This window comes from Dyadobacter sp. CY323, from assembly GCF_021390245.1.
Lineage (GTDB): Bacteria > Bacteroidota > Bacteroidia > Cytophagales > Spirosomataceae > Dyadobacter.
Genome location: NZ_JAJUXH010000011.1, coordinates 152696 through 179061, shown reverse-complemented (window position 1 = coordinate 179061; position 26366 = coordinate 152696). Strand labels below are relative to the sequence as shown.

Sequence of the window (26366 nt, the reverse complement as noted above, 5' to 3'; positions counted from 1 at the left end):
ACTCAGCATTTTATATGATAGCACAAAGCGTAAACAATTCCGGATGCGGTGCAATTTATTTGATGACAGCCTTTACGGTGACAGTCACGATATCTTTCAGTTTCCAGTCTTTATCCCCGATTTTGTAATCAAGCCGGTTTACATCAAATGTGCTGGATAATGCATAGGTACCATCCCCATTTTTTTTAGCCTCAAATGGCAAAGTAACCGTTTTGCTCACATCCCGGATGGTCAGTGTGCCGGTGGCTTGCAGCTTGCCATCTTTTTTGTCGACTTTGGTAGATTTGAAATGGATATCGGGATACTTTTCGACGTAAAAGTACTTGTCACTTTTCAAATCCTTGTCCCGGGAGTTGTTGTTTGTCTTGAAACTCGATGCCGCAATTTTTATGTCAAAAGATGCATTTCCTACATTTTTTTCATCAAAAACAGCTGTACCTCGCGGCGCGTCAAACGAACCTTTGCAGGTACCCATGATAAACTTGACACTGAAATCCGCTGATCCTGAAACGACTTTTGAAGTCTGGGCGGACAGCGCGAGACTTATGCACAATAGGAAAACTGTCAGAAATGGTTTTAAAACTGGCTTCATTATCTTTTTATTAAAACGGAAATCGGCTACTTCTCCTCCAAAACAGAATCACCCTCAGAAAAATCCCCCGAAGTCCATTTCCATTTTTCATGTAAACGAACCTTCCCATTTGGCATGATCTCGGCGGTAGATTTACAGATCCCTGTCATGATTTCACCTTTTTGATTAATCTGATGGTATCGCATATCGAGATTGCTATCTGAATCCACCACGGCGATAAGATGCCCGTACAGGATCGTATCGCCATGATAAGTAGAAGTAACGATGTTACCCGATTGATGATAAAGAAACTCCATTCCCGATTCCACTTCACCGTTTTCCGAATTAGAAACAGCAACAAAAACCTTATTGTTATAATTGATCATCATCGTTTTAAAGTACAGAAGTAATCCACCAGACATTTCCGCACGGATCGGCCACACCGCAGCTCCTGCCGTAGTCCTGGTCTGCCGGCTCCATAATGCTGGTTGCACCTTCACTTAATGCTTTTTGATAGGTATCGTCCGCATTTTCCACATATACGAACATATTTGCCGGATGTGCAGGCCATTCGGGGCGGCTGTCGCAGAACATGATCGTGCTCCCGCTAATTTTTACCTCGGAATGCTTGATCTTATCCGGCATATCTTCCTGGTAATGCGTCGATGTAATCTCGCCATCAAAGACTTTTGTGGTGAAATCTTTGAACCGGGCGGCGCCGTCCAGCATTAAATACGGCATGACAGATTGATGTCCATTCGGGATTTTAACAGTGCTCATCTTTTTTGTGTTTTAAGTTTAAGCAAATGTATTCGTGTGATTTAGGTCAAAATTGGAAAAATGCGACATTATGCATCGCGGTACCCGGTACCTTCCGCCCGGCCCGAAAAATAGACTTTCGGATGTTCGCCGGAGAATGTTTTAAACTCATGAATAAAATGGGATTGATCGTAATAACCGCAATCATATGCGATGTCGGTCAGTGAGCGATCCGGATCGCCGTAAGCATCCATGGCCGCATGAAACCGGATGATCCGGGTGAAAAGTTTGGGACTAAAACCTGAAAAAGCTTTGAACTTGCGCTCAAACTGTCGTGTGGAAAGAAAACTTTGCGCGGCAAGCTCCGGGACATTCGCAATCCCATTTCCTTTAATTATCTGACTGATTACTGAAAAAACAGCCGGTTCCCGCGTTGGCTGGCTGCTCAGGCGTTTTTCTAAAAAAGCATTCAAAATAGAAACCCTGACGAGATTATCCGGGGCCAGCATCATTTCATTTTCCAGTTTATCCCCGTCTTTTCCAAGAAAAGTGATCAGGTCCGGCATTTCATTGATGACCTCGGTTGATGGGATACCAAAAAGTACCGGAATGGCAAATGGGTACAGATATACGCCAAAGATCCCAAAATCCTGATTGATACTGAATCGTCTGAAGTGGTCTGTCGGTCCGTGAACCCCGGAGGTAAACGATAATTCCGTGGAACCAGCCGGTTTAAATTCTTCAAACCTTCCTTTATAATGAAAGATCAGCTCCGCGCAGCCGTCTGCCATGGTGCGGTGTACATACGGATTTTCGACCGATACCTGGTGTTCCAGGGCCCAGTAGTACCTGACGAAACCCGCTAATGCGGGTGGTGGCGCGAAAGTGAGATATTTCATTGTGGGTACTGGTTATTATATCCTACTTAACCTATATATAATAAAGAATACTTATCATTATATTTTTTTAAATTTACATTTTTGCAATCTCTTTAATACATTTGACAAGGCATTCGATTACCTTTTTACTCTGTTTCTGATTATGAAATTAGTGCCCATAGAAAAGCGTAGCGGTCTTACCCGTGAAGAATTTATAGAAAATTATCTAAAACCAAGTAAACCTGTCGTTTTTACTGACCTGGCGAAAGATTGGCCTGCGGTCGAAAAATGGACGTTTGAATGGCTTAGGGAAAATCATGGCAATCTGGATGTGCCATTGGTGGATAATCATCTTCACGACGCTGACAAGTATTTCCAGATTGCGAAGACGATGAAGTTCGGAGAGTATCTTTCGCTCATTCAAAAGGGCCCGACTGACTTGCGGATCTTTCTTTTCGATATTTTCAAAAAAATACCCGAGCTCGCGAACGACATCCGTTTCCCGACGATCATGGATGGCTTTTTGAAATCATATAAGTTTGTTTTCTTCGGTGGCCAGGGATCCATTACGAGCCTGCATTATGACATGGATTGCTCCAACGTTTTCCTGACCCAGTTCCAGACACGTAAACAGATAATCCTGTTTTCACCCGAGGAAAGTAGCCGTCTCTATCATCACCCGTTTACGGTAATGAGTAAAGTGGACCCCATCAACCCGGATTACGAACGCTTCCCGGCGTTGAAAGGAGCGGTAGGCCACGAAACGACATTACTACATGGTGAAACGATCTTTATACCTTCGTTGTGGTGGCATTACATCCGTTACGTCGATGGTGGTTTTAGTCTTGCATTGCGTGCCAACAACTCCATTTTTACTGCCGTACGCGGTGGAATGAACCTGGTGCGTCACACGTTTGTGGATAAAAGCATGACCAAGCTGCTCGGTATCGGTTGGCAGCATTGGAAAGAAAAAAAGGCCGCTGAAAACGCAGAAACGGTTTTAAGAAGACAAGCATAAAATAGTTTAACCAACGGCATTAACGCATTTTAAAGAACTAATCTATCTTTAAAATGCGTTAATTATTTTAGGGCAACCCCGTTTCGGTAACTCCATTATGTAACTCCGTTACGGCAAGCCTTGGGCCTTATACTTTGTCATGGACTTCGAACTCACTTCCATTTATTCACCTACGGGCGATCAGCCCGAAGCAATTGAACAACTTATTCAGGGAATTGAAGCCGGTGAACCCGCCCAAACCTTGCTTGGAGTAACCGGTTCGGGAAAGACTTTTACAGTCGCCAACGTGGTTGCGCAGGTCAAAAAACCAACACTGGTTCTCAGTCATAACAAAACATTGGCTGCCCAGTTATACGGTGAATTCAAACAGTTTTTCCCTAATAATGCGGTTGAGTATTTCATTAGCTACTACGACTACTACCAGCCGGAAGCCTTCATTTCCAGCACCAATACATACATAGAAAAAGACCTGGCGATCAATCAGGAGATCGAAAAGCTGCGGTTGCATACTGTGTCGTCATTAATGAGCGGCAGGCGGGATGTGATCGTGGTGGCATCGGTATCCTGCATTTACGGTGCGGGAAACCCAAATGAGTACAAAAAAAGCATTGTCAGCGCGAGGGTAGGTGACATTGTGAGCCGAAATCAGTTCCTGTTCCGACTGGTGGAAATTCTTTACAGCCGCACGGAAGTTGAATTCAATCGCGGGACATTCCGGGTCAAAGGCGATACTGTCGATGTATTTCCGGGTTATGCTGATTTCGCATATCGTTTTATTTTTTTCGGGGACGAAATAGAAGAAATCCAGCGCATTGAACCTGAAACGGGTAAAAAGATTTCTTCGGAACGTGCAATTGCTGTTTTTCCTGCCAATCTTTTCGTGACAGGCCGGGATGTGCTCATGCAATCCATCAAAGAAATCCAGGACGACCTGGCTATGCAGATCAAGTTTTTTACAAGTGAAGGCAGATTGGCGGAAGCCGAGCGTGTCAAAGAACGTACCGAATTTGATATGGAAATGATGCGCGAACTGGGATATTGCTCGGGCATTGAAAATTACTCCCGCTACTTTGACAGGCGACTTACCGGGCAGCGGCCTTTCTGTCTTTTAGACTATTTTCCAAGTGACTTTTTAATGGTGGTCGACGAGAGTCACGTGACCATGCCGCAGATCCGCGCCATGTGGGGCGGTGACCGTTCCAGAAAGGAACAGCTGGTTGAGTACGGATTTCGTCTTCCTTCCGCCATGGATAATCGTCCGCTTACTTTTCAGGAATTTGAAGATATGACGCCGCAAACGATTTTCGTGAGTGCAACCCCGGCTGACTATGAATTGCGCAAATCCGAGGGGGTAGTTGTGGAACAAATCATCCGCCCCACGGGTCTTCTGGATCCGGAAATCGAGGTCAGGCCAAGTTTGAACCAGATTGATGATCTTTTGGAGGAAATTACAAAACGGATCAAAATGGGCGATCGGGTGCTCATTACCACGCTAACCAAACGGATGGCCGAGGAATTAAGTAAATATCTGGATCGTGTCGGTATCAAATGCCGGTACATTCACTCAGAAGTCAAAACACTTGATCGTGTGGAAATTTTGCGTGAATTGCGACTTGGGGTTTTCGATGTACTGGTAGGAGTGAATTTGCTTCGTGAAGGGTTGGATTTGCCAGAGGTTTCACTCGTAGCCATTATGGACGCGGATAAAGAAGGGTTTTTGAGAGACACACGCTCGATGATCCAAACCATCGGTCGCGCGGCGCGTAACGATCGCGGAAAAGTAATTATGTATGCCGATGTGATGACAGGTTCGATGCAACTCGCAATCGACGAAACGAACCGCCGTCGGGCCTTGCAGATTGAATACAATATCGAACATGGCATTGTCCCAAAAACGATCCTGAAATCCAGGGAAGCAATAATGGAGCAGACTTCCGTGGCCGATTCGAAAGTCCGGAAAGTGTACGTAGAGCCGAGCGAAGTCCGCATTGCCGCCGATCCGGTTGTTCAGTATATGGGTAAAAACGACTTGACCAAGCTCATCGCAGAAACACAGCGAAAAATGGAAGCCGCCGCCCGCGATCTCGACTTTCTGGAAGCTGCAAGGCTGCGTGATGAATTGCTGCAGTTGAAGGAAAAGGTGAAGGAGACGGTTTGATTTGTTCTGAAAATAAATCCTATCTTTAAACCAGGTTTAATATACATGCTATGATAAGAACAATGTTAGTGCCTAATGACCGTGATGTCTTGATTCATCTTCCAAAGTCTTTTGTTGGGAAAAAAGTTGAGGTAATCGTGCATACCGTAAATGAGCCGGCCGCAGCCCCACAGTCGTCCGACGTAAGTCTTACCCACTTCGCTAGCCAGCAAGTATTGTCAACGGATTGGTCTACCCCGGAAGAAGACAAAGCGTGGGAAAATTTATAAAAGGCGAGATTGTAGTAATACCTTTCCCATTTTCAGATTTGTCAGGTTCAAAAAAGCGACCCGCACTCGTATTGGCCGATCTGGACGGAGATGATATATTGCTGTGCCAAATTACCTCTCAAAATGGTCGTGACAGGCATGCAATCTCACTTTGCTCCAAAGATTTTGCAACCGGCTCACTTCCCGTTGATAGCTTTATCAGGCCGGCGAGAATCTTTACTGCTCATAAAGGGATTATTGTTCGGAAAGCGGGAGTTGTTAATGGTGGCATAATGGTCAGTGTAACTCAAAAGATTTTTGACATTCTCAAATAGAGTTTTCCAATTCCTTTTCCATCAATTCAAGCACCTCAACCCAGCTGTTCACTCTTTTGTGCCTTGTCACATTCACATTATGCCCTGCGGTGAAAAGAATCGGCATCCCTTTGCAGAAATCGAGATTCTTCAAGTGGTCGTCGATGAGATAATCAGTAGCAATAACACTCTTGTCACCGCAAAAAACGATATTCTTCCACGAAATGAATGGGAAATGTTCGTGAAGCCAGTCATGCTTTTCCAATAGTGAATTTGGGAATTCCATCGCGGCTGAGACGATGAAAATATCGAAATGTTCCTGAAGTTTCGATAACGCTTCCTGTGCTCCCTGGATCACCGGCGCATGACGGAAAAAGCCAGGTCTGTAAATCAGGTTCCATGCTGCCGCAGGATCTGGAAATGCCTCATGCTCAGGTATTCCTTGTAAATCTGATTTTGTGATTTTTGTCCCAAATTCGTTATTGTATTTGTCAATCCAGTTGGTTTCAATGTCAGCGATCACATTATCCATATCGATCGCGATCGATTTTCTCTTCATTCCCATTTTAATTTCATTTATAACTTAATGCAACAAATATATCATCCCTTTTTGTCAGGAATCGTTTGTTCGATCTTAAAAAAGGTATCGTCAATGGACTTTGTGTCCTGGTCAATCGCGCTGGCAAAGCCGAGCATGTAGGAAATTACAAGACGTCTGAGCCATTTTCGGGTATTTTTTAACAGATTAACAATATAGATTTTCATTTCCAATGCAGATTTTTGAATAACAGAACATGGCGAGTTCCTGAGGCAGGATCAGCCTTAATGGAGCTGTAAGTCGACACTGATTCTACCGCGATTCTGTTTGGCGGTGTCAATCAAGCCAGCTAAGCCGGATATTATTCAGGAAAATGAAATGAAAGAATCTTCGGATGCGAGGGATCTGCTCCGAAAATGTTGCGTTGGATTGATATGTAAAACGGGTAGTTCTGTTTCCAATCTGCCGATAGTTACAGGAACCCGGTGGTCGGCTTGTGAACTTAACGCTTGTAATATTAAAAATACCGAGCATTTATTACGCTCTTGATTTCTGGCAGAATAAGTAAGGTGAAATATGCCAGGAATATTCCGCTGGTAGCTCCGAAAACCCATTGCAACGGAAGTGGCTTCCCGAGGCGTTGACGAAATACCCGGACCGGTTTCATGAAGAAGAAATATACCAGCAGAAAGTATTGCCAGCAGCAGGCAATGGATTACTGACTTTCGTTCTGATCTTTTCTGGAATAGTTTCATCGTGCTCCAAGATAGCATTATTTCTTAAAAAAGCGGATAACTATCTGGGCGCCATCCTGATCGCACCATCAAGACGGATGACCTCGCCATTCAACATCGGATTTTCGACAATGGATTTGGCAAGCAGGGCATATTCAGAAGGTCGTCCGAGGCGGGAAGGAAATGGTATTTGCTGTCCGAGCGAAATCCGCGCGTCTTCGGGTAAGCCGAGCATCAATGGGGTTTCAAATAAACCCGGGGCGATTGCCATAACCCGGATACCTGACTTAGCGAGATCGCGCGCGACAGGTAAAGTCATGCTGACAATACCACCCTTGCTGGCAGCATAAGCAACCTGACCCATTTGCCCATCATAGGCGGATATGGAGGCTGTATTGATGATCACGCCTCGCTCACCTTCGTCATTTGGCTGGTTTTTCTCCATTGCAAAGGCGGCCAGGCGCATGACATTGAATGTCCCAGTCAGGTTGATTTTTATCGTTTTTTCAAAAACATCAAGCGCGTGCGGGCCGTAAATGCCATCGGTTTTTCCGACGATTTTCCGGGCCGGAGCAATTCCAGCGCAGTTCACGACGATTTTAAAGGAGCCGAAAAGCGATAGTATTTTATCGATCGCATTCTGTACTTCAGTTTCACCCGAAACATCCGTTTTTACAAACTTAAGACGACCCGGAAATTCACTTTCAAGCTTTTGCCCCAGCACTTCATTCAGATCGAGCACTGCCACATTTGCACCCTGCTTCAAAAACAAACGGGCGGTGGCTTCCCCTAATCCGGAAGCACCGCCTGTTATAATTGCTGTTGCGTTTTTTAACTGCATACAAGCCTATTTCTTTAATAGTGTACTTCCTTCAAAATAGATGGACTGGTCTGGATGCATTACGAAACCACCTCGATCTTCACTTTCAGCAGAAACTCATCCATTTCGATTTCCTTCGCTTCGCCATTCAAATCGGTAACAAGGCTCAGATCCAATGCCTGGACTTCCTGGCAGATATATTCTTTGTTTGCAGTAACCGCATTAGCTAGCAGACCGTCATTGTTTTGCAGGGTAATTTTGATCTTATCCGTAACATCAAAACCACTGTCTTTGCGGAGGTTTTGAACACGGTTTACAAAATCACGTGCAATACCTTCCAGGCGCAATTCATCGGTTACAGTAATATCCAATGCGACAGTCAGTCCACCTTCACTGGCGACGAGCCATCCCGGAACATCTTCCGCGATAATTTCAACATCACTGATCGCGATGTCAATCGGAGAGGTAGCTGCATTCAGACTGATTGTGCCATTTCGCTCGATATCCTTGATTTCAGCTTCGGTCATCGCGGAAATGGCGGCGGCTACTTCCTTCATTTTCGGCCCGAATTTTGGACCCAAGGTTTTGAAATTCGGCTTGATCTTCTTTTTAAGAATGCCGCTGTCATCATGGACAAACTCGACCGTTTTAACATTTACCTCATTCAAAATAATGGAGGTTACCTGCTCGATCTGGCGTTTTGTTTCATCACTCAATACCGGGATCAATATTTTCGATAATGGTTGACGCACTTTTATTTTGTGACCTTTCCGGATCGAATGCACCAGCGAACTGATCGTTTGCGCCAGTTCCATGGATTTTTCCAAGTCAGCATCTATTACATCGGCTTCCACTTTTGGCCAGTAAGTAAGGTGTACCGAATCGAATTTGTGTTCTGTATTGTTGGCAATCGAAGCTTCTCTGTCACCATCCGTCAGGTTTTTATATAACCATTCTGCGAAAAATGGGGCTATGGGCGACATGAGTTGCGAAACGGTTACCAGGCAATGCTGCAACGTTTCATAAGCCGCTTTTTTATCATCTGTAAGTCCGGTCCCGGCTTCCTGTGATGGACTCCAGAAACGGCGACGATTGAGGCGGATGTACCAGTTTGACAGTTGATCCGTCACAAAATCCTGAACCAATCGGCCAGCCTTTGTTGGGTTATAATCATCAAATTGCTCGCCTACTTCTTTGATCAGCGTATTCAGTTTGGACAAAATCCAGCGATCCAGTTCGGTTCGTTTCTCAATGGATATCGAGCTGGCTTCATGGAACTCATACCCATCCAGATTGGCATATAATGCGAAGAAATTGTACGTATTGACAAGTGTTCCGAAAAACTTGCGCTGTACTTCTCCGATTCCTTCGATGTTGAATTTCAGGTTGTCCCAGGGTTCTGCATTGGTGATCATATACCAGCGAGTGGCGTCGGGACCGTATTGCGTCAGCGTTGTAAATGGATCCACCGCATTGCCCAGACGTTTGGACATTTTGTTTCCATTTTTGTCCAAAACCAAGCCAGTCGAAACCACATTTTTGAATGCAACGGAATCGAAAAGCATTCCGGCGATTGCATGTAATGTAAAGAACCAGCCGCGGGTTTGATCCACACCTTCGGATATGAAATCGGCCGGGTAGCTTTGGTTAAAAATCTCTTGATTTTCAAATGGATAATGCCACTGCGCATACGGCATGGCCCCCGAATCGAACCAAACGTCGATCAGATCCGGTTCGCGATGCATGACGTGGCCGTGTTTTGATACCAGAACTACATTATCCACATAGGGACGATGAAGGTCGGCCTCTCCGCGTTCCAGTTTTAGCAAATATTCAGAGTTATGCCAGGCCTGTTCTTTGGTCAAATGCTCAGAAATGATCGCTTCTTCCAGCATATCTTTCAGTTCTTCGATGGAACCGATACATACTTCGTCCCCATGATCATTGCGCCAGATCGGCAGCGGAGTTCCCCAGTAACGCGACCGGGACAAATTCCAGTCTACCAGATTTTCAAGCCAGTTTCCAAACCTGCCGGTACCGGTACTTTCCGGTTTCCAGTTGATTGTCTTGTTCAATTCAACCAGACGGTCTTTTAATGCAGTGGTTTTGATAAACCAGCTATCGAGCGGGTAATAAAGGACCGGTTTGTCGGTACGCCAGCAATGCGGGTACGGGTGCTCGTATTTTTCAACTTTAAATGCTTTTCCCTCTTCCTTCAACCGGATTGCGATCAAAACGTCGGTCGGCCGGAATTCCGGATCATTTTGTTCTTCTTCCGAATAGTACTCAGGCTTTACGAAACGACCTGCGTAGTCGGTAATTTCCTTTACGAATCTTCCACGACGATCTACAATCGGCACTTCCTTCCCATTTTCATCTTTCACCATAATGGACGGAATTCCGTTTGCCTGGGCAACCCGAAAGTCATCCGCTCCGAAAGTAGGGGAGGTGTGTACAACGCCGGTACCATCTTCGGTGGTCACAAAATCGCCGAGAATCACACGGAATGCTGGTTTGCCCGACGGCCCGACGGTCGGCTGGACATAAGGCAGTAACTGCTCATATTCAACACCTTCCAGATCTTTTCCTTTAAATTCCGCCAAAACAGACCAGGGCAGATGCTTTTTGTCGCTGGCAGCAAAGCCATCAAAATCATCGTCCTGGTACTTTTCAGAAAAATACTTACCGATCAGATCTTTCGCCAGAACTACGGCCACCGGCTCATAGGTGTAAGGATTGAAAGTTTTTACCAACACATAAGTAATGTTCGCCCCAACCGTCAAAGCTGAGTTTGCAGGTAATGTCCAGGGAGTAGTCGTCCAGGCCAGGATACGGATATCCAAAAGACTTGCCAAGTCTCCAAAGACCTGGTAAGCCTCAGGCGATTTCACCTTGAACATCGCCACAATCGTCGTATCCTTCACATCCTTATACGTTCCAGGCATGTTCAGCTCATGCGAAGAAAGTCCGGTACCTGCGGCCGGAGAATAAGGTTGAATGGTATAACCTTTATATAATAAACCTTTGTCGTACAGCTTTTTAAGAAGATTCCAAAGGCTTTCGATGTAATCGCTTTTGTAAGTGATATATGGATCTTCAAGGTCAACCCAGTAGCCCATTTTTTCGGTAAGGTCATTCCATTGGTCAGTGAACTTCATAACCGTCTGGCGACATTTTTCATTGTATTCTTCTACCGAAATGCTTTTTCCTATATCGTCTTTTGTAATGCCAAGTTCTTTTTCAACCTGCAATTCAACGGGCAATCCATGCGTATCCCAGCCACCTTTGCGTTTGACCTGAAATCCTTGAAGCGTTTTGTAACGGCAGAAAATATCTTTTATAGAGCGCGCCATAACGTGGTGAATACCAGGCGTCCCGTTCGCTGACGGCGGTCCTTCAAAAAAAGTAAATGACTGTGCGCCTTCGCGGGTATCGACAGAAGCTTCAAAAATCTTATGGTCTTTCCAGAATTGCAGCACTTCATCCCCGATTTTCGGGTAACTCAGGTTTTTATATTCGTTGTATTTCATGATAGCGGTTAGCTATTAGCGGCTGGCTGTTAGCTGTAATATAAGTGGCACTAAATTTTAAACCATTCCGAATTTTTAAAGGTGCAAAATTACAGATTTTTTTCTTGGAGAGAGGGTTGAAGTTGCGGACATTTATGGCATGCATTGTCACCCATATCTTTCAACACAAAAAACAAATGGAGTTATATAAAAGACTTTTGCTTGCTAACAAAGCCTGGGCCCAGGAGCAGCTCGATCTGGATGAAAATTACTTTACCAACCTCGCACAAGATCAGAAACCGGATTTTTTGTGGATCGGGTGTTCCGATAGCCGCGTGCCCGCGGAGGATCTGACGGGCTCGCGTCCGGGTGAAATGTTCGTTCATCGGAACGTTGCCAATCTCGTCGTTCACACCGATATGAATATGCTGAGTGTATTGCAGTACGCCGTGGAAGTGTTGAAAGTGAAGCATATCCTGGTGGTAGGGCATTACCAATGCGGTGGGGTTAAAGCTTCCATGACGCATAAAGATCTGGGGCTTATCAATAAATGGCTGAGAAATATCAAGGATGTTTATGACAAGCATTCGGCAGAACTTGAGGCGATTCAGGAGGAGAAAGCACGATTCGACCGTTTAGTTGAACTTAATGTGGTTGAGCAGGTTAACCATCTTTCGGAAACGACGATTATTCAGAAAGCCTGGCATAGAGGGGAAGAAATCACTTTGCATGGCTGGGTTTTCGGCTTGCATGACGGCATTCTCAAAACCCTCGTACACATGCCACCCGGCACGCAGGTGAAAGGTATTTATAAGTATGATTTCGATTAATCTGGCCGATACTGCTTTCCCAAAAATGTAAAACCAGAATTTTTTCTGATTCTTGTCTGGTTACTAAGGTGCTTCTTCTTACATTCGTGTTTTGAATAAGTCTAAATAAAAAGTGTGTTGTAGCGGATGAAAAAGCTGATCGGAAAAGTTCATCTTTGCCTGGGCCTGGTCTCGGGGATTATGGTGGTTGTAATCTCCATTACGGGCTGCATCCTGGCTTTTGAGCAGGAGATCAAAAATGTTATCCAGCCTTACATGTTTTACGACGGCGCGATAGACGGCAAATTATTGCCCCCGTCGACGCTGGCCGCCATTGCAGAAAAGGAATTGCCGGGTAAAAAGGCAAACGGGGTACTTTACGATGCTCCCGGCAGAAATGCCCAGGTTGGTTTTTATAACCTCGATCCGGAATACTATTACGTCGTTTATTTAAATCCGTTTACCGGCAAAGTTTCCAAAGTTTGGAACGAGGACGGCGATTTCTTCCATTTCATCCTGCACGGACATTACTACCTCTGGCTTCCGGAAACGATCGGCCAAACGGTTGTAGCCTCGGCGACGCTGATCTTTTTCGTTATGATGATCAGTGGACTGGTGTTGTGGTGGCCAAAAAATAAATCAGCCGCCAAACAACGATTTTCCATTAAATGGAATGCTGCCTGGCGCCGGAAAAACTATGATCTGCATAATGTTCTTGGCTTTTATGCCATGTCGGTCGGGATCGTTTTGGCACTTACCGGTTTGGTTTGGGGCTTTCAATGGTTTTCACAGGCGGTTTATACCGCAACCGGCGGAGAAGGATCTGATGTATATTACAATCCGACTTCGGATACGATCGCCGTTTCCGTCGTGTCACAACCCATACAGGCAGTGGACCGTGCGTGGCTTTCATTGCAAAAAGAATATCCAACCTACTCCAGCTTGAATATTTCCATTCCGCACCTGAGGTCTGAGTCCATTTTTTCCTATGTCAATTTCCGTGCTGGGACCTATTATAAAGTCGATTATACCTATTTCGATCAACATACCTTGAAGCCGATCCATGCGACCGGGCCGTACTCGGGGAAGTATAGTGAAGCTAATCTCGCTCAAACGCTTCGCCGGATGAATTACGATATTCACACGGGAGCTATCTGGGGTTTGCCCGGAAAGATCCTGATGTTTTGCGCCAGCCTGATTTGCGCCAGCCTACCGATTACCGGATTCATGATCTGGTGGGGACGGAGAAAAAAGACTCCCAAAAAAGCGAGAGGCAGTCTTAAAAACCTGAAACCGGACCTGATTGCCCGATGAGGTTTATTCGGCCTGGAAAACTTTTACGTAATCAATTTCAAAACGTGCCGGGAAGTCCGATTTTGATGGATCTCCGCCATTCTCCCCTCCAACGGCGAGTGTAAGAAGCATATAATGCGGTTGGTTGAACGGCGCTACTGCCTTGTTTTTAAGGTTCATTTCTTTGTCAACTTTTTGGGAAGCCAGCAAAACGTCATCTACAAAAAGCTCGATTGCGTTTTCGTCCCAATCCATTCTCCAGATATGAAATTTCTTCGACCATTCCGGATCTTTGAATTGGCTGAGAGGTGTTTTTACTGAATTCCAAACCGGTTTATATTGCTCAGTCGATCCCCAGGCGATGTTCGCCAAAAGAGTACCCCGGTAAAATTCCATGATATCGATCTCGCCATTGTCCGGCCATTCTCCTTCGGTACCCAGCGTCCAAAATGCGGGCCACAAGCCTGCCTGCGTGTCGATCCTGGCTTTCATTTCCCACCGTCCGTATTGCCAGCTTTGCTTTCCCCGCGTGATCAGGCTCGCCGATGTATACTCGGCATACTCCCTGTTTTCCTTCCAGTTTTTGCTGTCTGCGACGTATTTCGGGTTTGTCACTTTCTCTTTTCTTGCCTCAATAATCAGGTAACCGTTTTTACAAAAGGCATTTTGCTCCTGAAACCATTGTGCTTCATGATTTCTTGTAAATCCTTTCTCGAAAGTCCAGTTTGCGGGATTAGGCGGGCCGTCGGTATCGAATTCATCCGACCAAACCAATTTCCACTGGGCGTACAATGGCGAAACACATGTCATTAATAAAACAGAAAGTATTAATGTTTTGAAATTCAACGGCATTTTGCTTTTCATTAAGTCTTGACCAGATTTACAGGCAAAATACCGTTTTTTGTGATACACACTTAAATGCGGATCGCTAAATGCCATCAGCTAAAAGCCAGAATCATGAATAAAATTTTTGAAACAGCCCGAAAAGCCGGATTAGATGGATTTATGCTGGCGTTGCTGAGTATGATCCTGCTCGCCTGGCTCTGGCCGTATCCGGGAATGGATACCAGCCCATTTCACCTTTCCGAAATATCCACCGTCGCAGTTTCGATTATTTTTTTCTTTTACGGACTTCGCCTAAGTCCTGAAAAGTTGCGCACGGGGTTAGTAAACTGGAAACTACATGTGATGGTGCATTTGTCGACATTCCTACTTTTTCCGCTTATTGCGCTCGCATTTAAACCTATGTTCAAAACCGAAGAAGACCAGACGCTTTGGCTGGCGATCTTCTTTCTCACCGCGCTGCCTTCCACGGTTTCGTCGTCGGTTGTGATGGTATCCATTGCACGGGGCAACATTCCCGCAGCGATCTTCAACGCCAGTATATCCAGTTTGATCGGTGTATTTGTCACGCCGTTGTGGATGGGCGTCGTAATGGATGCCGGCCCGGAACATTTCGATCTGTTGGCGGTAGTCGGAAAACTGTCGTTACAAGTACTATTACCAGTATTTGCGGGAATTATGCTGAACAAACGCTGGGGCCATTTCGCCGAAAGCCATAAAAAATACATCCGCTATTTCGATCAATCGTCGATCCTTCTGATCGTTTATACCTCGTTTTGCGAATCGTTTGGAGAGCATTTATTTAGTTCGCTCGGATTGAAAGAAATTGTACTTTTAGGAATAGGAATGCTGGGATTGTTCTTCGCGATTTACTTTTTACTGACATTCATTTGCAACATACTGAAGTTCAGCCGCGAGGATCAGATTACCGCAGTATATTGTGGGTCAAAAAAGTCATTGGTGCAAGGTGCGGTCATGTCAAAAGTCCTTTTCTCCGGCCCTCAGGCAGGTATTATGCTTTTACCGATCATGATCTATCATGCTTTACAATTGATCGTTGCCAGTATTATTGCACAGCGATTGTCCCGCGGGTCGGATGAAAAAGTACCTGTTTAATTTGAAAGAATGTTATGCGAATAGTATCATGGTTAGTGCGGTTGCTGGTGTTGATCCTCTTATTGTCCGGGTTGCAGGCTCTGTGGGGAAATTTTCGGTCCGGGAACTGGCTGCCCGATTGGGTTAGCGGAAAAGATCAAACAGAAACCCTGCATACCATCGTGCTGGAAGAAATAACCGCAATGGGGAAGCTGGAAGTTGTTAAATACAACTTTAAAGATGTGGTGGAGCAGGAAATTGTCAAAATGTGGCTTCCCAATGCAAAAGCGATCCTGATCGTGCAGGGAGAAGCGATCGGATGTGTCGATTTAACGCTGATCGATATCGCCGACATTTCCTCCGAAGACGAGACGCTGGTTGTCGACATGCCTGAGCCCGAATTATGTGTTTTTAAAATAGATCACAGTAAATCAAAGGTTTATAATACCGAATACGCATTCAGCGAGGAAGGAAAGCTGGTTCAGGAAGCTTATAAACAAGCCGAAAAGCAAATCAGACAATCTGCATTGGATATGGGTATTTTAGACCAAACCAAAGAGAATGCGCGAAAGGTGCTGGTACCTGTCCTGGAAAAAGCTTCCGGCAAAAAAGTAGTTTTGAAATTCCCGATGAATGTAAAGATCGACAAGCTGCGCTAACCCTATTTCTCTACATAAACGCTTTCAGATGAGTATCAAAGGATTTCTGACGCAGGATGAACTTACCGCAAAAGTTGGAGAGGGTCTAATCGAAACCGTGGTTGTGGCTTTTACGGACCACTACGGAAGGTTGATGGGAAAACGGGTTGACGCAGATTACTTTCTGGATTCGGTTTTGAGCTCCGGTACACACGGCTGCAACTATTTGCTGACAACCGATATGGCCATGGACCCGGTGCCAGGTTATAAATATGCGAATTGGGAGCTGGGCTATGGCGACTTTCATCTTGTCCCGGACCTGAGCACGTTACGTATTGCGGATTGGCTCGAAAAAACAGCATTAGTGATCTGTGATGTACATAATGATAAATCGCACGGGCTGGAGTCCATCGCCCCCCGATCCATTTTACAGAAACAATTAGAAATTTTGAAAACGGATGAAATGCAATGTTTCGCAGCTTCCGAACTTGAATATTACCTTTTAGAAAATAGTTACAAACAGGCTTTTCAGCAAAATTATCAAAACCTTTCGCCCGCAGGATACTACCTGGAAGATTACCACATTATGCAGGGAACGCGGAACGAAAAGTATACTTCGGCCGTCCGCAGACATTTAAAAAACTCCGGCATTCCAATTGAAACTTCCAAAGGAGAGTGGGGATTGGGCCAGCATGAATTGAATGTAAAATATGCCGAAGTATTGCCAATGGCGGACAACCATGTGGTTTATAAACAATGCATGAAAGAAGTTGCCGATGCCATGGGTATTTCGGTGACATTCATGGCCAAGTTTGCATCCGACCAGGCGGGTTCGAGCAGCCACATTCATATGAGTTTGTGGAAAGATGGTAAGAATGCATTTGCCGGGGATCAGGAATTGGGGCCGGTTCAAGGTTCAGACCTGTTTCGCTGGTTTTTGGGCGGCTGGATCAAGCACGTTCCGGATGTAATGCCATTTTACGCCCCGACAGTCAATTCGTACAAACGTTTTGTGGATGGTTCCTGGGCGCCCACGCGGCTGGCATGGAGTTACGACAATCGGACAGCCGGCTTTCGGGTAGTTGGAAGCGGTTCGAGTTTACGCATTGAATGCAGGATTCCCGGAGCAGATTGTAACCCGTACCTCGCATTTGCGGCGTCACTGGCATCAGGCTTAGATGGAATCAAAAACAAAATCGAGCCGCCCGAAATCTTTGTCGGCGACATTTACGCAGCGGCGCATTTACCGAGAGTCCCATATACATTAGCGGAAGCAACGACGATGTTCGAGAACAGTGCATTTGCAAAAAGCGCATTTGGAGAAGATGTCGTAGCGCATTACACGCATTTTTTTAGGACGGAGCAACGGGCGTATGATACGTCGGTAACCGATTGGGAGAGAAAGCGTTATTTCGAGCAGATTTGATTTTAGGGTTTGTGTTTTGAAAGGCATTCGGGTTGTGTCAGGTGCTCCGCAGGAGCCCGGTTATCAATGGGGAAATGAATTTTTCTAGAAACAGGGTGCTCCTCCGGAGCAACGCATCGAATAAAGTGAATTCATCACAGAAAGTCGAGATTTGATTATGATGTTTGATCAGGAGCCTGGTTATTAGTGAGGATTATGAAACATGGGTGGCTATCTGAAAAAGCAACCAGGCATTAATCCATCTAACCGAAATTCAATGTTGAACATAAAGAGGATGATATTAGGAAGGAACCCGGCCGCAGAGCGGCTCCCTGTTTCTAGCAAAATACCTCCTAAAAGAAATCAAGGCCCCCGGCGGGGCAACCTGTTATCAATTCAAAACAACACACTAAATTGAAATACAAATGGCGAACACATACTCCCAAATCTATTTGCAGTTCGTTTTCAGCGTAAAATATCGACAAAGTTTAATACCAAAGATTCATAAAGAAGAATTGCACAAATACATAACCGGCTTGGTGCATCACAGAAATTCAAAATTGCTGGCTGTTCATTGTATGCCTGACCACGCGCACATTTTTGTAGGATTTAAACCCGCATTGTCCATATCCGATTTTGTCAAAGAAATCAAAAATGAAAGCAACGAATTTATAAATGAAAGGAAGTGGTCACATCATAAATTCAGTTGGCAGGAGGGGTATGGCGTGTTTTCTTATTCACAGTCTCATATTAATGCAGTAGTCAAGTATATAAAGAATCAGCATCATAAGAAGTGTACGTTTCAGGAAGAGTATTGCGATTTTTTAGAGAAGTTCGAGATTCCATTTGAAGATAGATATTTATTTGAGTTTTTTGACGGAAGTTAGGAGGCTCCGCAGGAGCCTGGTTTTACAGGGGGATGTGGTTTCTAGAAACAGGATGCCCCTCCGGAGCAAAAAATAGTATCGAACGTCCATTTCTAATGCAGTCGCAGATTCGGAAAAAGGCATGGATGAAACGTTCGGTCCGGCAATATTGTAGGGCGGAACCCGGCCGCAGAGCGGCTCCCTGTTTCTAGCAATCGATCAAGATTGGTTACGACGTTTGCTCGTGTTAGGAGGCCCCGCAGGAGCCTGGTTTTCCTTGTAAAATCTAGTTTCTAGAAACAGGGTGCTCCTCCGGGGCAGAGCTAGGGTGGGGAAATTAGTTAATTAGGAACCCAGCCGCAGAGCGGCTCCCTGTATCTAGCAACGATCAAGATTGGTTATGACGTTTGCTCGTGTTAGGAGGCTCCGCAGGAGCCTGGTTTTCCTTGTAAAATCTAGATTCAAGAAACAGGGTGCTCCTCCGGAGCAGAGCTAGGGTGGGTGGGAAATTAGGTAATTAGGGAACCAGCCGCAGAGCGGCTCCTGTTTCTAGCAATCGATCAAGATTGGTTACGACGTTTGCTCGTGTTAGGAGGCTCCGCAGGAGCCTGGTTTTCCTTGGGAAATCTAGATTCTAGAAACAGGGTGCTCCTCCGGAGCAGAGCTAGGGTGGGGAAATTAGTTAATTAGGAACCCAGCCGCAGAGCGGCTCCCTGTTTCTAGCAAAATACCTCCTAAAAGAAATCAAGGCCCCGGCGGGGCCTCCTGTTTCCGGTACCAATTGAAATCATAACCTTACGAAATCGTACGTCAAAATTTTACAAAATCACTTTCGATTCTATTACTATTAAAATACATAACCTATTAACACCCATATCAATGCGTTTAGAAAATAAAGTAGCCCTCATCACGGGTGGAAGTGGCGGGATTGGCCGCGAAACTGCCCTTTTGTTTGCGAAGGAAGGTGCAAAAATTGTCGTAACTGACGTAAATGATGCCGAAGGTCAGCTCACGGCGAATGAAATTGTCACTAATGGCGGTGACGCATTTTTTCTTCATTCCGACGTGTCCAAAGCTGCCGACTGTGAAGCTGCAGTCGCTTTTACCGAAGAAAAATTCGGGAAGCTGAATATCATTTTCAACAATGCGGGGATTATGCACAGTGACGATGATAATGCGATGACAACGGAGGAATCCATCTGGGACCTCACGATGAATATCAATGCAAAAGGGGTTTTTCTGGGTTGTAAATATGGTATTCCGGCATTGCAAAGAGCGGGAGGCGGGTCGATCATTAACACTGCCTCTTTTGTTGCCATTCTTGGTGCCGCCACGCCGCAAATTGCTTACACTGCCAGCAAAGGCGCGGTACTTGCACTCACCCGCGAACTGGCAGTGATCCACGCCCGCGAAAATATCCGCGTCAATGCATTATGTCCCGGCCCGTTACGCACGGAGTTATTGATGAAATTTCTGAATACTGAGGAGAAAAAACAGCGCCGCCTGGTTCACATCCCAATGGGACGTTTTGGGGAAGCAAAAGAAATGGCCTACGCGGCATTATTTCTTGCCTCGGACGAATCGTCGTTTGTCACCGGTACCGACTTTCTGGTCGATGGCGGAATCACATCTGCTTATGTAACACCGGTTTAATTATAGGGAGAAGGGAAGAAAGGAGGAGGGAAGTAAGGGAAAGGGAATTAGGGAGGAAGTGACTCTCTCTTCGTTTATCCTCCATCCTCCATCCTCCCTTTCCCCCATCTTCCCCTTACTCCATTTAAAAAAATGTCAATTCAAAAAACAATAAGCCCTATCGACGGCTCCGTCTATGTCGAACGTACATTGGCAGATGCAGATGGTGTTGAAAATGCCTTGATAAATGCTGTAACTGCTCAGAAACAATGGCGGAAAACGAGCCTTGCCGAGCGTGAGGCTATTTGCCGCAAAGCATTGGAATACTTTCTAGACAATGCAGACGAGATCGGCCTGGAACTGACCTGGCAAATGGGGCGGCCGGTCCGCTATACTGCGAATGAGATCCGGAAAGGGTTTAAGGAACGGGCGAATTATATGATTTCGGTGGCTGAGAAAGCGCTGGCAGATGTGGAAGTTGACGAGATTCCGGGTTTTAGGCGATTTATCCGTCGCGACCCACTCGGTGTTGTTTTCGTAGTAGCGCCTTGGAATTATCCGTATTTAACGTCTGTAAATTCGGTAGTTCCTGCAATTATGGCGGGTAATGCAGTGATTTTAAAACACGCGCAACAAACGCCGTTGTGTGCCGAACGTTATGCAGCTGCATTTGAATATGCCGGTTTGCCAACTGGTGTTTTTCAATATTTGCATTTAAGTCATGATCAGGTTGCACAGGTGATCGGCGACGAGCGGATCGATTATGTCGCATTTACCGGTTCTGTGGAAGGTGGTCATGCGGTTCAAAAGGCTATTAATGAAAGGTTTATCATCGGGGGTTTGGAGCTGGGCGGAAAAGATCCTGCCTACGTGCGACCCGATGCCGATTTGGCCGACGCCGTTGAAAATCTGGTCGATGGATCATTTTTTAACTCGGGGCAATCCTGCTGCGGGATCGAACGGATTTATGTACACCAGGAGATTTATGACAAGTTTGTAAGCGAATTTGCAAAGCTTACCAAAACCTATGTTCTCGGCGATCCGACGGACAGTGAAACTACATTAGGCCCGATGGTCCGCACTTCGGCTGCCGATTTTGCTCAAAATCAGATCGAGGAAGCGATTTCACAGGGTGCTACTCCATTGATTGACCCGACATTATTCCCTGCACATAAAAATAGTACTCCTTATCTGGCGCCACAAGTTTTGGTGAATGTAAATCATTCCATGCAGGTAATGAGTGAGGAAACGTTTGCGCCGGTGGTGGGTATTATGCCGGTGAGCAGCGATGAGGAAGCGATTGCATTGATGAACGACAGCCAGTATGGCTTAACCGCTTCAATCTGGACAAAAGACGTGGATGCTGCGCTGAAAATCGGCGAGCAAGTCGAAACCGGAACGTGGTTTATGAATCGCTGCGACTACCTGGACCCTGCACTTGCCTGGACGGGAGTCAAAAATTCGGGACGCGGATGTACTTTATCCACAGTGGGTTATGAGGCATTAACCCGCCCAAAATCATTTCATTTGAAAATCAACGCGTGATGAAAGTTGGATTGCTGGAATGCGACCATGTGCGCGAGGAGTTACTGCATATTGACGGGGATTATCGCGAGATATTCCCTGCTTTGTTTTCAAAGGTTGCAGAAGAATGGGATTTTACCTTTTACGATGCAGTGAATGGGCAGTTTCCGGCTTCGGTACATGAATGCGACGTTTACATTTGTACAGGTTCGCGATACTCCGTTTATGACCAGGAGGAATGGATTGACCGCTTAAAACTTTTTGTAAATGACATCTATCAGTCTGGTAAAATTTACCTGGGCGTTTGCTTTGGTCATCAGATGCTGGCAGAAGCGTTGGGCGGAAGAGTAGCAAAGTCAGAGGTAGGTTGGTGTGTCGGCGTTCATACGTTTGGAATTACAAAAACAGAGGACTGGATGGAGCCGGAATTTCCTGAGATCAACTTGCTTATGATGTGCCAGGACCAGGTTGTTGCGCTTCCGCCGGACAGCACTTTGCTCGCAACTGCGCCGGATTGTCCGGTTGCGATGTTCAGGGTTGGTGAAAATATGCTGGGTGTGCAGGCGCATCCCGAGTTCTCCAAAAAATATGATCAGGCATTAATGGAGCTTCGGGTGGAGCGCATTGGCCAGGAAAAAGTGGAAGAAGGCATTCGAAGTCTTGAACTGCCGGTGCACGGGACAATTATGGCGGAGTGGATGAAGAACTTCGCCGAGGTTATGAAGAAGTGATTTGTATTCTTAATTTTACTTCTCAAGTTTAACGAATTCGCATTCCAATGAGTGATAGCCGCATTTCTTCCCAGCGTCAAATTCTAAGTTCTCATCAAACAGGCCAGAAAATCCGAAGGATTGCTTTTGAAATATATGAACAAAACTTCGAGGAAACCGGCATCATCGTCGCCGGCATCTCCGGCGAGGGTTATGCTTTTGCTAAAAGGCTCAGCGCCGAATTGCTGGACATTTCTCCGCTGGACGTCCAATTGGTAGAACTGCGTTTCGATAAACATCTTCACCACCAAAGTCCAATTCTATTTGACAAAGACTTTGATGTTGAAAATAAGGTGGTTATCGTTGCAGACGATGTTTTATATACCGGTCGTACACTCGCATTCGCACTGGAACCGTTTCTGAAAGTCCGGATGAAAAAGGTGCAGGTGGCCGTTGTTGTAGACCGCGGACATCATTTATTTCCGGTACATGCCGATTATGTTGGCTTTTCATTGAGCACAACGCTTACCGAGCACGTGAAAGTGATCTTAAGTGAAGCTGAGGAAGAAGGTGTTTATTTAAAATAAAACCTAATTGAAAACCCGGCGCAGCTTCACATTTTCCACCGGTCGGATAATGAGCGGTACCTTTTCGATTTTGACCGAACTGCTGTCGAGCCCAAACCATTTATCTTCCGGCGTTGTAAAATCCTTCACAAAGAAGTAGGTTTTCATGACCAGCTGCTCGAAAAAGGGCAGATCATTCTCGAATGAGAGAAAACGTTCCAGCACGACAAACCGGAAATCGCCGGTGATATTTTGCTTGCTGAGTGACTCATAGCGGCTGGTAATGTCCACTTCTTTATTCATCACCATGTCTTCCACCACTTTCCGGAAAAACATATTAATACGCTGATCCACACGGAAACCGAGGCGGAAATTGATCTTGATGACATTGTCGTCGTTGTCATCATCCGATAACACCTTATATTCCATTGTGTACGGGTCATCGGTAATATCGACGTGGATAAACCAGTAAACATCAGCACGTTTCGGCCGTTTTTGGAAAATAGAGTAAATCACTTTTGTCTCAATTTCCGTAGCGCGCGACGCATTGGTCATAAATACGAGGTGTGTCGTGTATTTCGGGATGCTGATGTCGCGGCTCAGTTCGTGAAGTGCCGGCAGGTATTTTTCGAGTTTGGTGTATTCGGTTAACCTTAGTTTGATGTAAAAAGCTCTGAGCCAAACCGTCATCAGCCCGGCGACGAGTGCGCCAACCATGATGGTAAACCAGCCTCCGTGTGTGAATTTCAAAAGGTTTGCGCCAAGGAACATACCTTCAATGAACAGGTAAATGCCCATGAAAATGATCACAATCCACAAGTTTACTCTTTTGATATAGAGGTAATAAGAGAACAGAATCGTCGTCATGATCATCGTCAGCGTGATTGCAAGTCCGTAAGCCGCCTCCATGTTGGAAGATTGCTTGAAGTACAAAACCACTCCGCTGCAACCAAGCCACAAAAGCCAGTTGATACTCGGTACATATAATTGTCCTTTTTGATCACTCGGATAATTTAACCGGACTTTTGGCCAGAAATTCAGACGAATTGCCTCTGAAATCAACGTGAAAGATCCCGTAATAACCGCCTGACTGGCAATGATCGCGGCTAACGTCGCAATCACGACCCCTGGCAAAAGCCACCATTCAGGCATAATTTCATAGAATGGTTTCCGCGCATTGAGCAGGTTACCCATTTCAGTGATCAGCCAAGCTCCCTGACCAAAGTAATTAAGCAACAGGCAGATCTTAACAAAAATCCAGCTGATCCGGATATTCTCCCGGCCGCAATGTCCAAGGTCGGAGTATAATGCTTCTGCGCCGGTGGTACATAAAAATACAGCTCCCAGAATCCAGAAACCTCCCGGATGTTTGGTGATGAGGTCGTAGCCATACATCGGGTTCACTGCTTTCAGGATCTCGGGGTGGTCTATGATTTGGAATAAACCAAGGATACCCAGCATTACAAACCAGGTTACCATCAACGGCCCGAAAGCTCTGCCGACCACTTTGGTACCAAATGCCTGAATGACGAAAATGAATGTGAGGATCCCGATTACAATGGGGACTGTCTGAATATTAGGGTAGATCAATCTTAAACCCTCGACCGCGGAAGAGACGGAAATGGGTGGGGTAATGATCCCGTCGGCCAGCAGCGTACTACCCCCGATAATGGCGGGGACCGTCAGCCATTTGGCATGCTTCCTGACTAATGCGTACAGGGCGAAAATCCCTCCCTCGCCACGGTTATCGGCGCGCAGGATTAGAATTACATATTTAATGGTGGTTTGGAGCGTAAGTGTCCAGAAAATGCAGGATATGGCTCCGTAAATAATTTCTTCGGTTATCCTTTCATTGAGGATAATTGCCTGCATTACATACAATGGAGAGGTTCCGATGTCCCCATAAATAATCCCAAATGCAACCAATACGCCTGCGGCTGTAACCTTGTCGACTTTATGCTTTGATTCCATTCACCTTTTAATAAATCAGCGAAAGTTAGGAAACCGCATGGAAAGAAATCACGCCGGACAAAAAATAATTTAGAGAGTAGGAATTTAGCCCGTAAAAGTATTAAAAAGGAGATATCCGTTCAGGCTGATGATCGTCAAAGTAATGAGCCAGCTCAATGCGGTTACCAATTTCGTGTTCGCAAATTTTCCCATGATTTTATGGTTAGAAGTGAAGAAAACGAGTGGAACAACCGCAAAACTGAGTTGTAAGGAAAGGATGACCTGGCTGAAAACCAGTAACTCTGCCGTCCCCCGTTCGCCATAAAGCGAGGAGACGATCAATGCGGGGATAATCGCGATCCCACGGGTGATTAGCCGGCGTAACCAGGGTTTGAGCCGGATATTCAGAAATCCTTCCATGACGATCTGTCCGGCCAGGGTCCCCGTCAGTGTCGAACTCTGACCGGATGCGAGCAATGCCAATGCAAAGAAAATCCCTGCCAGGCTCACACCTAATACTGGATCGAGCAAGTGGTAGGCGTCTGTAATATCCGCAATTTCAAAATGACCATTTGCGTGAAATGCAGTGGCGGCGAGTATCAGAATGGAACCGTTGATGAAGAATGCCAGTGCAAGTGAAACGGTCGAATCGATGGTAGCGAACTTAATGGCGGTTTTTTTGCCCTCGTCATCCCGTTTAAAAGCGCGCGTTTGTACAATACTGGAATGGAGGTAGAGATTATGTGGCATCACCGTCGCGCCCAAAATCCCGATTGCAATGTAAAGCATTCCTGGGTTGGTTATGATTTCCGTTTTGGGCAGCAAACCTCCCATAATTCCCGAAAGTGAGGGCTGGGAAACGATCATTTCATAAATAAAACTCAGCAGGATAATTCCCATTAAACCGGCCACAATGCTTTCGATAATGCGGAATCCTTTTTGCTGAAAATAAAGTACGATCAATACGTCAAAGGCGGTTAAAACAACTCCAACCGGCAGTGGAAGACCAAAAAGTAGGTTCAATGCAATAGCGGAACCGATTACTTCGGCCAGGTCGGTGGCTGCGATGGCGATCTCGGCCAGGATCCATAATAAAAACGAAACCGGTCGTGAATAATAATCGCGGCAAGCTTGTGCCAGGTCACGGCCGGACGCAATGCCCAATTTGAGGGAAAGATGCTGCAAAAGCATCGCAAAAAGATTGGATATAAGGATTACGGAAAGAAGTGCATAACCAAATCTCGAACCTCCTTCAATGTCAGTGGCCCAGTTTCCCGGGTCGATGTAACCTACCGAAATCATGAGCCCCGGGCCGGCAAATGCCATCATCTTTTTCCAGAAGCCCGCTCCCTCTGGAATGGCGATCGACGAATGTACCTCCGATAATGAAGCTAGCTGATCGGACTTGTCGCCGCTTTTCGATTTCACTGAATCCTTTATTTTTAAACTGTCAAACATTTTTGCCCCGGTCGAAATAAACAATTTTGT

At 45.7% G+C, this 26366-nt stretch carries 25 protein-coding genes; 14 read left to right on the top strand and 11 right to left on the bottom strand.

Annotated features, from left to right (window positions below):
* Nucleotides 1–55: 55 nt before the first annotated feature.
* From LZG72_RS17490 to LZG72_RS17475, 4 genes are all read right to left on the bottom strand, one after another.
* The gene (locus LZG72_RS17490; RefSeq protein ID WP_233875426.1) at nucleotides 56–592 is read right to left on the bottom strand and encodes a YceI family protein; all 537 of its coding nucleotides are present in this window, start codon (nucleotides 590–592) and stop codon (nucleotides 56–58) included.
* A 26-nt stretch (nucleotides 593–618) separates the two neighbouring features.
* Entirely contained in the window at nucleotides 619–960 is a 342-nt protein-coding gene (locus tag LZG72_RS17485; RefSeq protein ID WP_409017715.1) for a n-acetylglutamate synthase, read from the bottom strand.
* Nucleotides 961–964: 4 nt separating this feature from the next.
* Nucleotides 965–1351 carry a glyoxalase/bleomycin resistance/extradiol dioxygenase family protein gene (locus tag LZG72_RS17480; protein WP_233875424.1) on the bottom strand — a complete coding sequence of 129 codons (387 nt, stop codon included), beginning with the start codon at nucleotides 1349–1351 and terminating at the stop codon, nucleotides 965–967.
* 68 nt (nucleotides 1352–1419) lie between these two features.
* Nucleotides 1420–2229, bottom strand: coding sequence for a helix-turn-helix domain-containing protein (locus LZG72_RS17475; RefSeq protein WP_233875422.1), 810 nt, complete (start codon nucleotides 2227–2229; stop codon nucleotides 1420–1422).
* A gap of 142 nt (nucleotides 2230–2371) precedes the next feature.
* Between LZG72_RS17475 and LZG72_RS17470 the strand changes: the two genes are divergently transcribed.
* The 4 genes from LZG72_RS17470 to LZG72_RS17455 all read left to right on the top strand — a co-directional run bounded on the left by LZG72_RS17470 (nucleotide 2372) and on the right by LZG72_RS17455 (nucleotide 5967).
* Nucleotides 2372–3226: a cupin-like domain-containing protein gene (locus tag LZG72_RS17470; RefSeq protein WP_233875420.1), complete on the top strand. Its 855-nt coding sequence runs from the start codon at nucleotides 2372–2374 to the stop codon at nucleotides 3224–3226.
* Nucleotides 3227–3365: 139 nt separating this feature from the next.
* On the top strand, nucleotides 3366–5384 hold the full coding sequence (gene uvrB / locus LZG72_RS17465; RefSeq protein ID WP_233875418.1) for an excinuclease ABC subunit UvrB: 2019 nt from the start codon (nucleotides 3366–3368) through the stop codon (nucleotides 5382–5384).
* Nucleotides 5385–5434: 50 nt separating this feature from the next.
* Complete coding sequence (locus tag LZG72_RS17460; RefSeq protein ID WP_233875415.1) at nucleotides 5435–5653, top strand: hypothetical protein; 219 nt, start codon at nucleotides 5435–5437, stop codon at nucleotides 5651–5653.
* A complete protein-coding gene (locus LZG72_RS17455; RefSeq protein ID WP_233875413.1) occupies nucleotides 5638–5967 on the top strand; it encodes a type II toxin-antitoxin system PemK/MazF family toxin in 330 nt (109 codons plus the stop codon). The genes LZG72_RS17460 and LZG72_RS17455 overlap by 16 nt, the downstream gene beginning before the upstream one ends.
* On the opposite strand, the gene LZG72_RS17450 is transcribed toward LZG72_RS17455, so the two are convergent.
* The 4 genes from LZG72_RS17450 to ileS form a co-directional block, all read right to left on the bottom strand.
* Nucleotides 5960–6505, bottom strand: a complete 546-nt coding sequence (locus tag LZG72_RS17450; RefSeq protein WP_233875410.1) for a 5' nucleotidase, NT5C type — start codon at nucleotides 6503–6505, stop codon at nucleotides 5960–5962. The two genes, LZG72_RS17455 and LZG72_RS17450, sit on opposite strands and share 8 nt — an antisense overlap.
* A gap of 41 nt (nucleotides 6506–6546) precedes the next feature.
* Nucleotides 6547–6711, bottom strand: a complete 165-nt coding sequence (locus tag LZG72_RS17445) for a hypothetical protein (RefSeq protein ID WP_233875407.1) — start codon at nucleotides 6709–6711, stop codon at nucleotides 6547–6549.
* A 568-nt stretch (nucleotides 6712–7279) separates the two neighbouring features.
* Nucleotides 7280–8059, bottom strand: coding sequence for a 3-hydroxyacyl-CoA dehydrogenase (locus tag LZG72_RS17440; protein WP_233875405.1), 780 nt, complete (start codon nucleotides 8057–8059; stop codon nucleotides 7280–7282).
* Between the two features lie 59 nt (nucleotides 8060–8118).
* On the bottom strand, nucleotides 8119–11568 hold the full coding sequence (gene ileS / locus LZG72_RS17435; RefSeq protein ID WP_233875403.1) for an isoleucine--tRNA ligase: 3450 nt from the start codon (nucleotides 11566–11568) through the stop codon (nucleotides 8119–8121).
* A 176-nt stretch (nucleotides 11569–11744) separates the two neighbouring features.
* On the opposite strand from ileS, the gene can reads away from it, so the two are divergent.
* Together can and LZG72_RS17425 are read left to right on the top strand one after the other, a co-directional pair.
* Nucleotides 11745–12377, top strand: a complete 633-nt coding sequence (gene can, locus LZG72_RS17430; protein ID WP_233875401.1) for a carbonate dehydratase — start codon at nucleotides 11745–11747, stop codon at nucleotides 12375–12377.
* A 126-nt stretch (nucleotides 12378–12503) separates the two neighbouring features.
* The gene (locus tag LZG72_RS17425; RefSeq protein ID WP_233875399.1) at nucleotides 12504–13670 is read left to right on the top strand and encodes a PepSY domain-containing protein; all 1167 of its coding nucleotides are present in this window, start codon (nucleotides 12504–12506) and stop codon (nucleotides 13668–13670) included.
* A gap of 3 nt (nucleotides 13671–13673) precedes the next feature.
* Here the strand turns inward: LZG72_RS17425 and LZG72_RS17420 are convergent, their stop codons facing one another.
* Complete coding sequence (locus tag LZG72_RS17420) at nucleotides 13674–14513, bottom strand: family 16 glycosylhydrolase (protein ID WP_233875397.1); 840 nt, start codon at nucleotides 14511–14513, stop codon at nucleotides 13674–13676.
* Between the two features lie 93 nt (nucleotides 14514–14606).
* On the opposite strand from LZG72_RS17420, the gene LZG72_RS17415 reads away from it, so the two are divergent.
* From LZG72_RS17415 to LZG72_RS17380, 8 genes are all read left to right on the top strand, one after another.
* On the top strand, nucleotides 14607–15608 hold the full coding sequence (locus LZG72_RS17415) for a bile acid:sodium symporter family protein (RefSeq protein WP_233875395.1): 1002 nt from the start codon (nucleotides 14607–14609) through the stop codon (nucleotides 15606–15608).
* 14 nt (nucleotides 15609–15622) lie between these two features.
* The gene (locus LZG72_RS17410) at nucleotides 15623–16246 is read left to right on the top strand and encodes a DUF4230 domain-containing protein (RefSeq protein ID WP_233875393.1); all 624 of its coding nucleotides are present in this window, start codon (nucleotides 15623–15625) and stop codon (nucleotides 16244–16246) included.
* Nucleotides 16247–16274: 28 nt separating this feature from the next.
* Nucleotides 16275–17651, top strand: coding sequence for a glutamine synthetase family protein (locus tag LZG72_RS17405; RefSeq protein ID WP_233875391.1), 1377 nt, complete (start codon nucleotides 16275–16277; stop codon nucleotides 17649–17651).
* 404 nt (nucleotides 17652–18055) lie between these two features.
* Entirely contained in the window at nucleotides 18056–18517 is a 462-nt protein-coding gene (gene tnpA / locus LZG72_RS17400; protein ID WP_233875389.1) for an IS200/IS605 family transposase, read from the top strand.
* A gap of 858 nt (nucleotides 18518–19375) precedes the next feature.
* Entirely contained in the window at nucleotides 19376–20149 is a 774-nt protein-coding gene (locus LZG72_RS17395; protein WP_233875387.1) for a glucose 1-dehydrogenase, read from the top strand.
* A gap of 132 nt (nucleotides 20150–20281) precedes the next feature.
* Entirely contained in the window at nucleotides 20282–21673 is a 1392-nt protein-coding gene (locus tag LZG72_RS17390) for an aldehyde dehydrogenase family protein (RefSeq protein ID WP_233875385.1), read from the top strand.
* Entirely contained in the window at nucleotides 21673–22383 is a 711-nt protein-coding gene (locus LZG72_RS17385) for a glutamine amidotransferase-related protein (RefSeq protein ID WP_233875383.1), read from the top strand. The genes LZG72_RS17390 and LZG72_RS17385 overlap by 1 nt, the downstream gene beginning before the upstream one ends.
* 47 nt (nucleotides 22384–22430) lie before the next feature.
* Nucleotides 22431–22949, top strand: coding sequence for a phosphoribosyltransferase family protein (locus tag LZG72_RS17380; protein WP_233875381.1), 519 nt, complete (start codon nucleotides 22431–22433; stop codon nucleotides 22947–22949).
* Between the two features lie 3 nt (nucleotides 22950–22952).
* Here the strand turns inward: LZG72_RS17380 and LZG72_RS17375 are convergent, their stop codons facing one another.
* Both LZG72_RS17375 and LZG72_RS17370 read right to left on the bottom strand, forming a co-directional pair.
* Nucleotides 22953–24899: a KUP/HAK/KT family potassium transporter gene (locus LZG72_RS17375; protein ID WP_233875379.1), complete on the bottom strand. Its 1947-nt coding sequence runs from the start codon at nucleotides 24897–24899 to the stop codon at nucleotides 22953–22955.
* Nucleotides 24900–24983: 84 nt separating this feature from the next.
* Entirely contained in the window at nucleotides 24984–26336 is a 1353-nt protein-coding gene (locus LZG72_RS17370; RefSeq protein WP_233875377.1) for an Nramp family divalent metal transporter, read from the bottom strand.
* Nucleotides 26337–26366: the final 30 nt, after the last annotated feature.

Excerpts from the sequence above, each read along its gene's own strand:
- LZG72_RS17490 (WP_233875426.1), bottom strand. The coding sequence starts at position 592 with ATGAAGCCAGTTTTAAAACCATTTCTGACAGTTTTCCTATTGTGCATA.
- LZG72_RS17485 (WP_409017715.1), bottom strand. The coding sequence starts at position 960 with ATGATGATCAATTATAACAATAAGGTTTTTGTTGCTGTTTCTAATTCG.
- LZG72_RS17480 (WP_233875424.1), bottom strand. The coding sequence starts at position 1,351 with ATGAGCACTGTTAAAATCCCGAATGGACATCAATCTGTCATGCCGTAT.
- LZG72_RS17475 (WP_233875422.1), bottom strand. The coding sequence starts at position 2,229 with ATGAAATATCTCACTTTCGCGCCACCACCCGCATTAGCGGGTTTCGTC.
- LZG72_RS17470 (WP_233875420.1), top strand. The coding sequence starts at position 2,372 with ATGAAATTAGTGCCCATAGAAAAGCGTAGCGGTCTTACCCGTGAAGAA.
- uvrB (WP_233875418.1), top strand. The coding sequence starts at position 3,366 with ATGGACTTCGAACTCACTTCCATTTATTCACCTACGGGCGATCAGCCC.
- LZG72_RS17460 (WP_233875415.1), top strand. The coding sequence starts at position 5,435 with ATGATAAGAACAATGTTAGTGCCTAATGACCGTGATGTCTTGATTCAT.
- LZG72_RS17450 (WP_233875410.1), bottom strand. The coding sequence starts at position 6,505 with ATGAAGAGAAAATCGATCGCGATCGATATGGATAATGTGATCGCTGAC.
- LZG72_RS17445 (WP_233875407.1), bottom strand. The coding sequence starts at position 6,711 with ATGAAAATCTATATTGTTAATCTGTTAAAAAATACCCGAAAATGGCTC.
- LZG72_RS17440 (WP_233875405.1), bottom strand. The coding sequence starts at position 8,059 with ATGCAGTTAAAAAACGCAACAGCAATTATAACAGGCGGTGCTTCCGGA.
- ileS (WP_233875403.1), bottom strand. The coding sequence starts at position 11,568 with ATGAAATACAACGAATATAAAAACCTGAGTTACCCGAAAATCGGGGAT.
- can (WP_233875401.1), top strand. The coding sequence starts at position 11,745 with ATGGAGTTATATAAAAGACTTTTGCTTGCTAACAAAGCCTGGGCCCAG.
- LZG72_RS17425 (WP_233875399.1), top strand. The coding sequence starts at position 12,504 with ATGAAAAAGCTGATCGGAAAAGTTCATCTTTGCCTGGGCCTGGTCTCG.
- LZG72_RS17420 (WP_233875397.1), bottom strand. The coding sequence starts at position 14,513 with ATGAAAAGCAAAATGCCGTTGAATTTCAAAACATTAATACTTTCTGTT.
- LZG72_RS17415 (WP_233875395.1), top strand. The coding sequence starts at position 14,607 with ATGAATAAAATTTTTGAAACAGCCCGAAAAGCCGGATTAGATGGATTT.
- LZG72_RS17410 (WP_233875393.1), top strand. The coding sequence starts at position 15,623 with ATGCGAATAGTATCATGGTTAGTGCGGTTGCTGGTGTTGATCCTCTTA.
- LZG72_RS17405 (WP_233875391.1), top strand. The coding sequence starts at position 16,275 with ATGAGTATCAAAGGATTTCTGACGCAGGATGAACTTACCGCAAAAGTT.
- tnpA (WP_233875389.1), top strand. The coding sequence starts at position 18,056 with ATGGCGAACACATACTCCCAAATCTATTTGCAGTTCGTTTTCAGCGTA.
- LZG72_RS17395 (WP_233875387.1), top strand. The coding sequence starts at position 19,376 with ATGCGTTTAGAAAATAAAGTAGCCCTCATCACGGGTGGAAGTGGCGGG.
- LZG72_RS17390 (WP_233875385.1), top strand. The coding sequence starts at position 20,282 with ATGTCAATTCAAAAAACAATAAGCCCTATCGACGGCTCCGTCTATGTC.
- LZG72_RS17385 (WP_233875383.1), top strand. The coding sequence starts at position 21,673 with ATGAAAGTTGGATTGCTGGAATGCGACCATGTGCGCGAGGAGTTACTG.
- LZG72_RS17380 (WP_233875381.1), top strand. The coding sequence starts at position 22,431 with ATGAGTGATAGCCGCATTTCTTCCCAGCGTCAAATTCTAAGTTCTCAT.
- LZG72_RS17375 (WP_233875379.1), bottom strand. The coding sequence starts at position 24,899 with ATGGAATCAAAGCATAAAGTCGACAAGGTTACAGCCGCAGGCGTATTG.
- LZG72_RS17370 (WP_233875377.1), bottom strand. The coding sequence starts at position 26,336 with ATGTTTGACAGTTTAAAAATAAAGGATTCAGTGAAATCGAAAAGCGGC.